The sequence below is a fragment of the Bacillus sp. FSL K6-0138 genome (assembly GCF_037982765.1).
Classification (GTDB): domain Bacteria; phylum Bacillota; class Bacilli; order Bacillales; family Bacillaceae; genus Bacillus; species Bacillus glycinifermentans.
Genome location: NZ_CP150286.1, coordinates 3,648,624 through 3,661,345, shown reverse-complemented (window position 1 = coordinate 3,661,345; position 12,722 = coordinate 3,648,624). Strand labels below are relative to the sequence as shown.

At 47.8% G+C, this 12,722-nt stretch carries 15 protein-coding genes; 10 read left to right on the top strand and 5 right to left on the bottom strand.

Going from position 1 to position 12,722, the window contains the following annotated elements; all coding sequences use genetic code 11:
- Positions 1–92: 92 nt before the first annotated feature.
- Together cax and MHB78_RS19405 are read left to right on the top strand one after the other, a co-directional pair.
- Complete coding sequence (gene cax, locus MHB78_RS19410; protein ID WP_046131022.1) at positions 93–1,145, top strand: calcium/proton exchanger; 1,053 nt, start codon at positions 93–95, stop codon at positions 1,143–1,145.
- 66 nt (positions 1,146–1,211) lie between these two features.
- Positions 1,212–2,003, top strand: coding sequence for a YfkD famly protein (locus tag MHB78_RS19405; RefSeq protein ID WP_046131021.1), 792 nt, complete (start codon positions 1,212–1,214; stop codon positions 2,001–2,003).
- 28 nt (positions 2,004–2,031) lie between these two features.
- Here the strand turns inward: MHB78_RS19405 and yfkAB are convergent, their stop codons facing one another.
- Positions 2,032–3,153, bottom strand: a complete 1,122-nt coding sequence (gene yfkAB, locus MHB78_RS19400) for a radical SAM/CxCxxxxC motif protein YfkAB (RefSeq protein ID WP_046131020.1) — start codon at positions 3,151–3,153, stop codon at positions 2,032–2,034.
- A gap of 145 nt (positions 3,154–3,298) precedes the next feature.
- Between yfkAB and MHB78_RS19395 the strand changes: the two genes are divergently transcribed.
- From MHB78_RS19395 to MHB78_RS19385, 3 genes are all read left to right on the top strand, one after another.
- Entirely contained in the window at positions 3,299–3,484 is a 186-nt protein-coding gene (locus tag MHB78_RS19395; RefSeq protein WP_046131019.1) for an SE1561 family protein, read from the top strand.
- A gap of 112 nt (positions 3,485–3,596) precedes the next feature.
- On the top strand, positions 3,597–4,388 hold the full coding sequence (gene pdaA / locus MHB78_RS19390; protein ID WP_046131018.1) for a delta-lactam-biosynthetic de-N-acetylase: 792 nt from the start codon (positions 3,597–3,599) through the stop codon (positions 4,386–4,388).
- A 170-nt stretch (positions 4,389–4,558) separates the two neighbouring features.
- Positions 4,559–5,662 (top strand): glycerol dehydrogenase, encoded by a 1,104-nt coding sequence (locus MHB78_RS19385; RefSeq protein ID WP_046131017.1) that lies wholly within the window; start codon positions 4,559–4,561, stop codon positions 5,660–5,662.
- A 93-nt stretch (positions 5,663–5,755) separates the two neighbouring features.
- Here MHB78_RS19385 and MHB78_RS19380 read toward each other — a convergent pair whose 3' ends face one another.
- The 3 genes from MHB78_RS19380 to corA all read right to left on the bottom strand — a co-directional run bounded on the left by MHB78_RS19380 (position 5,756) and on the right by corA (position 7,631).
- On the bottom strand, positions 5,756–5,899 hold the full coding sequence (locus MHB78_RS19380; RefSeq protein WP_231947431.1) for a hypothetical protein: 144 nt from the start codon (positions 5,897–5,899) through the stop codon (positions 5,756–5,758).
- A gap of 95 nt (positions 5,900–5,994) precedes the next feature.
- Positions 5,995–6,606, bottom strand: a complete 612-nt coding sequence (locus tag MHB78_RS19375) for a hypothetical protein (protein ID WP_046131016.1) — start codon at positions 6,604–6,606, stop codon at positions 5,995–5,997.
- A 65-nt stretch (positions 6,607–6,671) separates the two neighbouring features.
- Positions 6,672–7,631, bottom strand: coding sequence for a magnesium/cobalt transporter CorA (gene corA, locus MHB78_RS19370; protein WP_046131015.1), 960 nt, complete (start codon positions 7,629–7,631; stop codon positions 6,672–6,674).
- A gap of 136 nt (positions 7,632–7,767) precedes the next feature.
- On the opposite strand from corA, the gene MHB78_RS19365 reads away from it, so the two are divergent.
- The 5 genes from MHB78_RS19365 (at position 7,768) to MHB78_RS19345 (ending at position 12,036) form a co-directional block, all read left to right on the top strand.
- Entirely contained in the window at positions 7,768–8,631 is an 864-nt protein-coding gene (locus MHB78_RS19365; protein ID WP_046131014.1) for a DNA-3-methyladenine glycosylase, read from the top strand.
- A gap of 17 nt (positions 8,632–8,648) precedes the next feature.
- Entirely contained in the window at positions 8,649–10,037 is a 1,389-nt protein-coding gene (rlmD, locus tag MHB78_RS19360; RefSeq protein WP_046131013.1) for a 23S rRNA (uracil(1939)-C(5))-methyltransferase RlmD, read from the top strand.
- Between the two features lie 51 nt (positions 10,038–10,088).
- Positions 10,089–10,550, top strand: a complete 462-nt coding sequence (locus tag MHB78_RS19355) for a DUF6884 domain-containing protein (protein ID WP_046131012.1) — start codon at positions 10,089–10,091, stop codon at positions 10,548–10,550.
- A gap of 237 nt (positions 10,551–10,787) precedes the next feature.
- The gene (locus tag MHB78_RS19350) at positions 10,788–11,342 is read left to right on the top strand and encodes a hypothetical protein (protein WP_046131011.1); all 555 of its coding nucleotides are present in this window, start codon (positions 10,788–10,790) and stop codon (positions 11,340–11,342) included.
- Positions 11,320–12,036 carry a hypothetical protein gene (locus MHB78_RS19345; RefSeq protein WP_046131010.1) on the top strand — a complete coding sequence of 239 codons (717 nt, stop codon included), beginning with the start codon at positions 11,320–11,322 and terminating at the stop codon, positions 12,034–12,036. The genes MHB78_RS19350 and MHB78_RS19345 overlap by 23 nt, the downstream gene beginning before the upstream one ends.
- A gap of 38 nt (positions 12,037–12,074) precedes the next feature.
- Here MHB78_RS19345 and MHB78_RS19340 read toward each other — a convergent pair whose 3' ends face one another.
- Entirely contained in the window at positions 12,075–12,653 is a 579-nt protein-coding gene (locus MHB78_RS19340) for a TetR/AcrR family transcriptional regulator (protein ID WP_046131009.1), read from the bottom strand.
- Positions 12,654–12,722: the final 69 nt, after the last annotated feature.

Below are 12,722 nucleotides of genomic sequence, written 5' to 3'. Positions count from 1 at the left end.
CCGATGCGGAATAGAACAGTATGTCCGTATATAATCGGACGGGTTCGTGCAAAAATAACCTACAACGATACGTATGAAATGAGGAATCTTCCATGGGCCGTATTTTCTTTATAATGATGGCTGCAGGCGTTCCGCTGTCGATTGCCGGAAGCGTTTTGCATTGGCCGTCTACGCTGATGTTCATCATTTACTGCCTTACGATTATCGCGCTTGCCAGCTATATGGGGAGAGCGACAGAGAGCCTCGCGATTATCGCCGGCCCGAGGGTCGGCGGTCTATTAAATGCCACATTCGGCAATGCTGTTGAGCTGATCATTTCCATTTTCGCATTGAGAGAAGGGCTGATCGGAATCGTGCTCGCTTCCCTGACAGGTTCTGTACTCGGCAATCTTCTGCTTGTAGCGGGCCTGTCGTTTTTCATCGGAGGCCTTAAATACAAGAGGCAGGAGTTTAATGTTTATGATGCCAGGCATAATTCAGGCCTGCTCATGTTTGCGGTCATCGTGGCGTTCGTCATTCCGGAAGTGTTCACGATCAACATGACCGAGCCCAAGAAACTGACGATGAGCGTCGGGATCAGCATCATCATGATTTTGCTGTACTTGGCCGCGCTTTATTTTAAGCTTGTCAGCCATCGAGGGGTCTATCAGTCAAATCTCGAAGCCGAGGAAGAAAAAGAAGAGCCGGAATGGTCGGGAATGCGAGCTACGCTGATTTTGTTTTTGGCGACGCTTGCCGTGGCTTACATTTCGGAAAACCTCGTTCATACTTTTCATTCGGTTGCCAGACAATTCGGCTGGTCAGAGCTTTTTATCGGCGTCATCATTGTCGCGATCGTTGGAAACGCTGCAGAACATGCGTCAGCTGTCTTGATGGCTTTTAAAAACAAGATGGATATCGCGGTTGAAATCGCCATCGGTTCAACCCTGCAGATTGCGATGTTCGTCGCGCCGGTGCTTGTGATCTGTTCTCTGTTTTTCCCAACCGGGATGCCGCTCGTCTTTACTTTGCCTGAGCTTGTCGCGATGGCCTCCAGCGTTCTTTTGATGATCGTGATTTCCAACGACGGGGATACGAACTGGTTCGAAGGAGCGACATTATTGGCGGCGTATATCATTATGGGAATCGGTTTCTTTCTTCTTTAAAAAAAGATGGATAAAGGCGTCTGTTACGGAAAACACTAAAGAAAAAGGAACAGAAAGAGTGATAGTATGAAAAAGCTTTTGTGTTTTACGCTGACCGCGTTTTTATCCTTTAGTTTTTTCGCTGTACAGGAAGCAGATGCAGCTAAACCGATCAAGATTCCAAGCTCTGTCACTAACATTTCCAAAGAAAACACGTATCCGAACGCCTCGCAGGACCAGCCGCGGCTGCAGCCGAGCGAATTGGCCCAAGAACTTCTGAAAACATCAGATACGGCGATCGAAAACCCGCATTTGATTAAAATGCTGAATGAAACAAGCATTTCGGGGACACCGACCGCCATTGGATACAGAGCGACGATTTATTTGGGAAGATGGGCGCTGGGATACACGTCCAACGAAACCGTCGCAAACTGGGAATACCGCAAAATCAACACAAACCGCTTTGACAACAGGGGCGGAAAAGCGCCTGCCGAGCTGACTTATTCGCAGGAGCAGACGAGTAAAATCAAGGGCGGCTTAACCGCAAAAGTGCCGAAATCAGACGATGTAAAAAATATGATGATGCTCAAAGCCATGGAAAAAACGAAGCTGCCGCTTGCATTTGAAACTGTCGTAGGAGCCGGCACAAAGCGGGATCAGGTGTATAAGATTTCTCCGAAAAAGCTCGGCTACCTGAATGCATACGCCCCGGCCGTAAATGAAAAGGGGAAAGTCACTTACGGAGAAGTCTACCTCGTCCTAAGAGGCAATAAACGAAAGCTTGTCGTCAAAAATATTACCTCACAAGGAATCGGAGCTTGGATTCCTGTACAGGATCACCTGACTTTCAGCTTTCAGCTGAGCAATCAGCCAAAATAAAAAAGCAAGCCGAAAAAGGCTTGCTTTTTTAGATTCTTGCTTTTCGGGAAGAAAAATCGACATTCTCGTAATAGCTGTTTTTCACCAATACATTCGGGCCGAGGCACCTCACGTTTGGACAATGGCAGCTCAGCTCCCGGGCAAGGTCTGTTTTTCTCCATCTGCTGTAGGCATCTGTCAGGCTGTCTGTTTGAATATTGCCGAGCGGCGGAGTATCGCCGAAATCCGTCACAATAATATTGCCGTCGAAAATATTCACGTTCAGACGGGAACGCCCGTCAGGATCATTTCTGACCGTGACATTTTTGGCTGCGCGAAGGCGCTCGAGGAGGGCGTGGTCTTCAGGATCGGAGCTGCACGCATAAAAAGGCAGGGTACCGAACAGCATCCACGTATTCTCATCGCGGATGTCGAGAAGGCGATGAATCGCTTCCCTCATCTCCTTCAAGCTCAATGACTCGAGCGCGCTTGCAAAATCGCTCGGATACATCGGATGCACTTCATGGCGCTGGCATTTCATTTCCTCTACGATCTGGCGGTGAATATGTTCGATATGAGGAAGCGTCCGCTTGTTCAGCATCGTCTCAGCTGATACCATCACCCCTTCATTGACAAGCGTCCTGCTGTTTTCGATCATTTTCTCGAAATAGCGGGCGCGCTGCGCAAATGTCGGCTTCTTATCCATCATCGCAAAGCCGATTTCGGCAAAGTCCTCGACCGTTCCCCAGTTGTGCGAGATGTGAAGAACGTCCAAATAAGGGATGATCAGCTCATAGCGGCCGATATCGAGCGTCAGGTTTGAATTAATCTGCGTCCTGACGCCGCGCTCGTGCGCATATTTTAATAAAGGAACGACATATTCCTTTACCGATTTTAACGAAAGCATCGGCTCTCCGCCGGTAATGCTTAAAGAGCGGAGCCGCGGAATTTCATCAAGCCGTTTTAACAGCAGGCTGAGCGGAAGCGCGTTCGGATCCTTCGGCTGAAGGGTATACCCGACGGCACAGTGCTCGCAGCGCATATTGCAAAGTGTTGTTGTCGTAAATTCAACATTCGTCAGCTGCATATCGCCGTATTGGTCAACGTCCATATACGCTTCCCACGGATCATATTCCGGCGTGATCGGACGGACCGTCATTTTTTGTGTCATGGCATATCTAACTCCTTTATCGATAGGACATACTAATATAGCCCAACTATTCATTTTAGACCTCATCCCTGAGCTCTGCAAGTGAAGGATCATTGAAAAAAAGCGTGGAATAGGCTACCATAAAGGAACAAAAAGGAGGAGAAGCATGGGCAACGCAGTAACTGATAAAGCACAGCAAGTGAATTATTTGAAAAACAGATTGGATATGTTTATGTCTGTCATCGATTCTTTAGACCCTGAATCGACGGACATTGAAGATATTGACAGGCTGATCGGCATGCTTGACGACCTTGAAGCCAAGTATGAACGATTTAAAAAAGACTGGAAGTAAAACCGCGAGCCACCCCAAAGCCGCGGTTTTTTCGTGTTTTCCAAGTGTTGCTTGGTATGAAAAACAGAGCTCTTTTGCACAATAAGGAAAAATGAAGCTGGGAGCGAAGATCATGAAACGAATCTGTGCCATATGCTGCGGATTTCTGATGATGCTGGCTTTTTCGGGCAATGCGCAAGCGATATCCAACAAGCCGTTTCATTGGGGATTCGCCAAAAGCAAAAACCATCAGCCGGTAGACGCGGGAAAAGAGTTCAACGAAATGTTAAAAAAGTACGACGCCTTTTATTTGGGCAATACAAAGGAAAAGACGATCTACTTAACGTTTGATAACGGCTATGAGAATGGATATACCCCGAAGGTGCTCGATGTCTTGAAAAAACAAAACGTCAAGGCGGCTTTCTTTGTGACAGGCCATTTTGTCAAAGACAAGCCCGAGCTCATCAAAAGGATGGCAGATGAAGGCCACATCATCGGCAACCACTCATTCCACCATCCAGACCTCACGACGAAAACGAGCCGCGTCATTCAAGAGGAATTGGAATCCGTCGATGAGGAAGTGTTTAAAATCACAGGCAAAAAGAACAATCTCTATTTGCGCCCGCCGCGGGGCGTATTCAGCGAACGGGTGCTGGCCGAAGCGAAAAAGCTCGGCTATCAGACCGTCTTCTGGTCAGTCGCCTTTGTCGACTGGAAAATCGACGCCCAAAGAGGCTGGAAATACGCCTATGACAACATGCTGAAACAGGCGCATCCAGGCGCCGTCTACCTGCTGCACACAGTGTCAAAAGACAATGCCGAGGCACTTGACAAGGCGATTACCGATTTGAAAAGAGAAGGGTATACATTCAAAAGTCTCGACGACCTGATGTTTGAAAAATATATGATGCTAAAGCCCCTATAATGAAAATCCTCCCGAAATCCGGAGGATTTTTCTTTAGGCTTAAAAATAATGCTTCCGGCTCTTTCAATTCCTCCAGGCAATCCCATAGAATAAAAAACCATTTTATATACATATATTACTAGATTTAAAAAAGAAATAGGTTTATTATTATATTCGAAGGGGGAATTACCATGTCAAATTTAGTGAAGTCAGTCACATCACCTAAAAAATTTATCACGGGAAAACGATTGCTTGAGAACTTGAACGATTATATTAAAGATTTTGGCGACAAGGCTTACATCATTTGCGACGAATTTATTTTGGAACGGGCCCAAAAAGAAGCCGGAGAATCTATTAAAAAAGCAGGCAATCAAGCCGTTTTTGAAAAATTTAATTATGAGTGTACACAGGAAGAAATCGATCGAAACAGGGAGCTTGCACGCGAAGCGGGCGCGAACATCATCGTTGGGATCGGGGGCGGAAAAACGCTTGATACGGCAAAAGCGACAGCATATTATGAAAATCTGCCGGTCGTGATTTTCCCAACCATCGCTTCAACAGATGCTCCTTGTACGGCGCTGGCCGTCATCTATAAACATAGCGGAGCATTTGACCGCTATTTATTTTTGCCGACAAACCCTGACGTCGTTCTCGCTGACTCAGATATTTTATCTGCAGCGCCGCCGCGCTTTTTCGCCGCCGGAATCGGTGACGCGCTGGCGACATACTTTGAAGCGCGCGCATGCTATCGCGCCAACGGGGATAACCTCGTGCTGATGAAGCCTTCAACAACGGGCCTCGGCCTTGCCCGCCTTTGCTATGATACGCTATTGGAAAACGGCGTAAAAGCAATGCAGGCTGTCAAAAACGGAATTTCGACGCGCGCCGTGGAAGATACCATTGAAGCGACGATTTATTTGAGCGGAGTCGGCGCGGAATCAGGCGGTCTTGCCGCAGCCCACGCCATCCACAACGGAATGACGGCCGTACCGGCCCTTCATCATGCTCAGCACGGCGAAAAAGTCACCTTCGGCCTTCTCGCTCAGCTCGTCCTTGAAAACGTGCCGACAGAAGAATTGGAAACGGTCATCAACTTCATCAAAGGCGTCGGCCTCCCGCTGACATTAAAAGACCTTGGAGTCGAGGAATTCGTCGAAGAAGAATGGCGCCAAGTCGCTCAAAGCGCTTGTGCGGAAGGCGACACAATGGGCAACATGCCGTTCCCTGTCACACCTGACGACGTCTACAACGCCATCATCGCCGCCAACGCGATCGCAGAGTCTTATCACGATTAAGGCGGACAAGCTGCTTCCCGGGGAGGGGAGCAGTTTTTTATGTGCGACGAAATGGGGATTATGAGAATCTAAAAAAGCAGGCAGGGCGCCTGCTTATTCTTTTTCTCCGATGTCTTTTAGGTATTGTTCGCGTTCTTTTTTATCCGGATAGGCTGTTTTTATGTACTCTTCCTTTTCTTTTTTCGTATATTCGCTCCAGTCGGTGAAGCGGTCTGCAACGTCTTTTGAATATCCCATACTACTTTTGTTAAAGGCGATGTGAATGAAGCGGTTTCCCCGATTGGTTTGAATACGTTCGGGCTGTATTAAAAGTTGGGTACCCGCCCGGCTTTTTATTTTTTCACCTTAATTTCAAAATCCGGTGCTTCAAGCTCACCAGATATTCCCACATCTTCATTCCCGGGGGCCGTGAACGTGATGTCGTACGTTTTTTGCGAATGTGGCGGTGCTTCCAGCGTTTCCGGCTTGAATTGAAATTCATAGACATCGTCAGGCGAAAGCGAGACCCGCTCGGTGTTTGTTCCATAATTGTTCACTTTGACCGTACAGTTCATCTCGCCGCCTTCTTCATTTCCGTCATAGCTGCATGAACTTTCTCTGCTTATGTACTCGACCGCATCAGAGCCTGTTGCGTTCCATTTCAAAAAAACCATCAATTGCTCGGTGACAAGCGGGTAAAGCGCGGTCAATCCCATTATAAACAGGAACAGCTTAAAGCGGATCCACGGCGTTTTTCTGTAATGGAGCGAAGCAAGCACGAATCCGGCAATAATGAGAAAAATACCGGCAACAGCGGCGTAATAAAGGCCGCCATGGCTTCGGACAGGTCCGCCAAACATGCGGATGATCGCTTCGCCTGCCGGAAACTCCTGGTGGGTGTTGGCGCCAAACAGCAAACCAAACACAATCAGGCCGATTCCGACCGATCCTTTGTGAAGCTTCATGTTGCCCCTCCTCATTTATATCGTCTCATATAGTAGTCGAAGCGGAGCTCAAAAGGTTTCCTTTTTTACTTGAAAATGTCAAACCATCCTTTGTGGCGAAACCAGATGATCATGCCGGCGACGACGGCGGCCATGACGCCGAGTATGAAAAAATACCCGTAGCGCCAATGAAGTTCGGGCATGTTGTCAAAATTCATGCCGTATACGCCGACGATAAACGTCAGCGGAATGAAAATCGTCGATACAATCGTCAGCGTCATCATGATCGCGTTCATCCGGTTGGAGTTCAGCGTCTGGTAGCTGTCTCTTAAATCAGCGGTCATATCACGGTTGTTTTCGACGATTTCAGTCAGCTTGAGAAGATGGTCGTAGATGTCATTGTAATAGGCTTTTCGTTCGCGGTGATCTTTTAAATGCTCTATATTTAAAATCCGATAGAGCAAATCGCGCATCGGAATGATCGTTCTTCTGAGCTTCAAAAGATCGCTTCTGATGTCAAACACTTCGTTCATCAGCGTTCCAAACGTTTTCCGGTTGTCGCTTTCGGCAATTTCATTAAGCCGGTCTTCGATTTGATACAAGATTGGAAAATACTCATCGACAAGCTGATCCATAATCATATAGGCAATATGGTTCGGACCTTTCTTCCAAAGGGTTTTGTCTTCTGAAAACCGCTTTCTCACCTTTTCAATACCCGTTGATTGATGAAAGTGGAATGAAACAACGTAATTTTTTCCGACGAATAGGTCGACTTCTTCAGAAGCTAAAGTTTTTTGATTTAAAGCATGAATAACGAAAAAAAGATATTCTTCATATTGATCAAGCTTCGGGCGCTGCAAATAATGAAAGCAGTCCTCAATCGACAATGGGTGAAAGTCAAAATGGTCTTTCAGCAAAGAAGCTTCCTCTTCAGTAGGCTGATCGAAATCGGTCCAATACCATTCTATCTCTTGATCTGCCAGCCTTTCCGTAGAAATGCCGGATAAAAGCCGTCCATCTTTTGTAATCGCGGTATGTGTAAACATTGGCAACCCTCCACCTTCATCATAGCATGCTCCCGGCACCTGGTATCATTCAGTTAAAAAATTAAATTTCCGCCGTTTTATAAGTGAAAAGCAAACATGGTATACTGTGGACAAAGAAGAAAAGGGATGGGAAGCCATGTGGAAGGAAATCGTAAGCGTATCACCTCCTTATCAATTCGACCGCGTTCTTGAGAGACTGTCTCTTGATCCGCTCAATGCGGTCAGCCTTGAACAACGGGAAGTCAGGCTCCCGCTTCGCAATCTGAAGAAAAAGCCGTCCGTCGTTACGGTCAAAGGGGCAGGGACGGCTGACGCTCCTCAATTTATCGTCAGCGGAACAGACGATCAGGAGTTCATGATGGAAGAAGTGAAGCGGATTTTCGGGTGGAAAGAAAGCCTTCAGCCCGTTTTGGATCATTTTTCAAAAACGAGCTTGTCCAAGCTGTTTGAAGATCATGCGGGAACGCCGCTAGTCCTCGATTTTCAGCTGTATCATTGCCTGATGAAATGCATCATCCACCAGCAGCTGAACCTGTCGTTCGCTTTTACGCTGACGGAGCGGTTCGTTCATACATTCGGCGAACTGAAAGACGGCGTCTGGTTTTATCCGCTTCCCGAAACGATTGCAAAGCTCGATTACAGCGATCTCCGCGACCTCCAGTTCAGCATGAGGAAGTCCGAATATGTGATCGATACATCAAGAATGATCGCTGAAGGGGAGTTAAACCTTGATGAGCTGTCATCGCTGACAGATGAAGACATCATGGAAAAGCTGGTGAAAATCAGAGGGATCGGCCCGTGGACCGTGCAAAACGTCCTGCTCTTCGGGCTCGGGCGCCCAAACCTGTTTCCGATGGCTGATATCGGCCTGCAAAAAGCGATCAAGCGCCATTTTGGCTTAACAGATAAACCGACAAAAGACGAAATGCTTGAAATGAGCAGGGAATGGCAGCCTTATTTAAGCTATGCTTCCCTGTATTTATGGAGGAGCATTGAATAGAAATGGAGAGAACATGAGTGAAACGTGAAAGCAAAAGATCATCAGCAGAAATAAAAATCGGACAGCAATTTCCGCTGACGATCAAGCGCCTCGGCATCAACGGCGAAGGCGTGGGCTATTTTAAGAAAAAAGTCGTCTTCGTTCCGGGCGCCCTGCCCGGCGAGGAAGTCGTCGTCGAGGCGACAAAGGTTCATCCGAAATTTTCCGAAGGCCGTGTCAAAAAGGTGCGCAAACGCTCGGAGCACCGTGTCAAACCGCCCTGCATCATCTATGAACAGTGCGGGGGCTGTCAGCTTCAGCACCTGGCATACGATCAGCAGCTGAAAGAAAAGCGGGACATCGTCATTCAGTCGCTTGAACGCCACACCCGCTTTGATATCGGCAAGATGGAGATCAGGCCGACGATCGGGATGGATAATCCGTGGCATTACCGGAATAAAAGCCAATTCCAGCTCGGCACGAAAAACGGAAAAATGGTTGCCGGCCTGTACGGGCTTGATTCGCATCGCCTCGTTCCGATTACTGAATGCATCGTCCAGCATCCGGGGACAAACAAAACGACGCAGACCGTCAAGCAGATTCTCGAGGACTTCGGCATCTCCGTCTATGATGAACGGAAGCGGACCGGCGATGCCCGGACGATCGTCACAAGAGTGGGCTTTGAAACGGGAGAGGTGCAGGTCGTGCTCGTCACGGCAAAAGACGAACTCCCGCGCAAGGAGCTGATCGCTGAAGAAATCAAAAAACGCCTGCCTGAGGTGACATCGGTCATCCAAAACGTCAACAAAGCGAAAACATCGGTGATCCTCGGCGAAGATACAAGGCTGCTTGCCGGCAATATGGTCATTCAGGAATTTCTCGGAGACGTCTCATTTGAGCTGAGCGCCCGCGCCTTTTTTCAGCTCAACCCGATCCAGACCGTCAAGCTCTACGACGAAGTGAAAAAAGCAGCCAAGCTGACCGGCACAGAAAAGGTCGTCGACGCCTACTGCGGGGTCGGCACGATCGGAATGTGGCTCGCAGACGGCGCCGGAGAAATCCGCGGCATGGACGTCATAAAAGAATCGATCGAAGATGCCAACAAAAACATGAAAAAGCACGGCATCGAAAACGCCCGATATGTCACAGGCACAGCCGAACACTGGCTGCCAAAATGGACGAAAGAAGGCTTCCGCCCTGACGTCGTCATCGTCGACCCGCCGAGAACCGGCTGCGACCGGACGTTTTTGGACACGATCAAACAGGTCAAGCCGAAGCGGTTCGTCTACGTCTCATGCAACCCGTCAACGCTCGCCAAAGACCTGCAGTATGTAGCGAAAGATTACCGCGTCGAATATATTCAGCCTGTCGATATGTTTCCGCAGACCGCCCATGTGGAGAGTGTCGTATCGCTCAAGCTGAAATAAAACGCCTTCCACAAGGCGTTTTTTAGCGGAATCACAAAGGAGGTACAAACGATGAAAAGACTCTGCATCATCCCCTGCGGCAAGAAAAAGATCTGGGATGTCGATCCGTCGAAGGGGCCGTCTCCCGCGCGGGACGTGTATCTCAGCCCGTTCCATCAGGCGTGCCGCACATATGCGCAAACCTTTTTTGCCGATTGGACGATCCTCTCCGCAAAGCACGGTTTTCTGCTCCCGGAGGATATTGTCCCGGAAAACTACGATGTCACCTTCGGTATGCGCCACCCGGAGATCATGCCGCTTGATGAGCTGAAGGCGCAAGCCGAACAGAAACACCTCACGCAATACGATGAAATCGTGATGCTCGGCGGAAAAAAATACCGTCCCGTCCTTCTGAGCGTGTTTGGAAAAGAGCAGCAAATCACCTATCCGCTGGCCGGGTACCGGGGAATCGGCTACATGCTTCAGGCGCTGAAAGAGGCCGCGGATGAAAGATTAGAACTTGGGACAAAATGAGTTTTTTCATTTTGTCTCTTTTTTTATGAAAAGTGTAACAAATGAACCATTTGCGGCCACTAAATACTTGGGAAGAAAAATGTCAGGTGCCCACAGGTTTGGGGATTCAGCCGGCGGTCAAAACGATCGCTTTTTTTCATTGCCAAACATGTGTTGAAAAAGGCTTTTCGCTCCAAGCGGCATAGAGCCGGTCCAGGAGCATCTTTTTCACAGGGAAAAACGAAATGGAGGGATACCATGGAGGATAAGACGCGCTATATTATTCGCGATTTGCTTCCTCTGTACCGGGAAGGACTGCTGAGCGAAGAGACCGCGAAGTGGTTTGAGGAGCAGGTCAAAAACAACCCGGAATACAAAAAGCTGGCGACAGAAACCCCGCTTCCAAAGAAAATCATCGATCACAGGCTTTCTCTTTATCAGATCTTGTTTACGGCCATTTCTTTTTTTCTCGCGATCAAAACGTCGCTTTTAAATGGAAGCTTTGGCTTCATATTATGGTATGCGGTCCTTGGCCTCTTCATCTATCTGTTCTACCGGAATGTTAGAATTGTTTTCCTGCTCTCATTTGTTCCGATTTTCATTTGGGGAGTTGCCGATTCGCTTGCAGAACTCGCCGGCGGGGAGGCCATCGGGGGAACGACGCTTGGGGAATATGTGATCAGCTCGATTTGCGGGGCGGTCTGGCTCGCCGTGATTCACTGTTTATTCGCCATTGTCGGAAGCTTTATCGGCTGGCTGTGCATCAAACTGGCAGAAAGCGGGTCATGTCATGAAAAAGAAAATCGTATATAGTGTGCTCCTTTTCATTACCGTAGCTTTCGTACTTGCCGCATACAATTCATTTAACGGCAACCCGGTAAGCGGGATGTTGTCGAAAAAAGCGCTTGAGCGTTATTTGGCAGAGCGCTATCCTGACAAGGAGCTGGAAATTGAAGAGGGCGTATACAACTTTAAGTTTGCGGAATATGTGTTTGATGTCACGGAAGTTGGCGATCAAACAAGAACGTATCAGTTCACGCTTACGGGGTTTTTCAAACCGGAGGTCAACATTGACGGCATTCACGATGCGAATCTTGATGAGCAGTTGATGAAGCGGCTGGGCGGCGAAGCTTCAAAAGAACTGAAAGCGGTTTTAGAGCGAAAAGTGAGGCATCTCGTGGACGCCGACGTTTATCTGGAGGTTTTAAAGGACAAACTCGCAGATAACGCAAAATGGAGCAAAGACATCAAGCTCGATGGACCGATGCAAATCGAACTTGTACTGGATGCGGCAGACAGCAATCAGGAAGACATTTATCGCGCCGCGAAAACGGTTCAGCATGTTTTGAAAGATCAAGGATATGATTATGAATATGTCAATATCAACGCAAATGATTTTGCTGGAGAGGACACAAAAGATATGGAAAGCGGTTATGTCAAATATGCCGTATCGTTTGAAAAAGGCGCTGATATCAAGCTCAGCGATGTTGAAACACTCAATCAATAAACCATTCACCCCTATTTCCTGCGATTGGAGATAGGGATTTATTCTTTTTTCATTCCGCTGCAAAAAGCGGCGACCGTCTGTTTCACAAATGCGTCTTTTGCGATTTTTTGAAATCGGCCTGCAGCAAGCGCATTTGAGGAGAAAAATCCGTATAAAGTTGTCAGAAACACGAAAGCCTGCGAACCTGCATCACCTGCTTTGACCAGGTCTTTCTTTTGCATTGCGACAATATAATCTGTCACATAACGAAGGAGTTCTTCCGTGTGCTCCAAAATAAAACCAAACAGATCAGACAGCCTTTCTCCCTCTTGGACGGCGATAAGATACAGCGGTTTGTTGTTTTCCATGAGCTGCAGATAGGATTCGGCAATCAGCGTTAAATCTTTTTCCAAATCCCATGTAATGCTGCTTTCAAAGATCGTTTTAAAGGCGGGGATATATGAAAATTTTTGAACGGCGGCTTCCAAAAGTCCTTTTTTTGTTTTGAAATGCCGGTAAACCGTCATTTCGCTTACGCCTGCAGAAAGGGCGATATCCTTGATCGTCACTGATGTAAATCCGTCATTTTGCATTAAGTCCAAGGCAGCAGAAATAATCCGGTCGTTCGTCTCTTGCATGCATGAATCCCTCCATTTTATGATAGTTAGTAGTAACTAATATCAGTCTAAACAGGCGGCATTTGCATG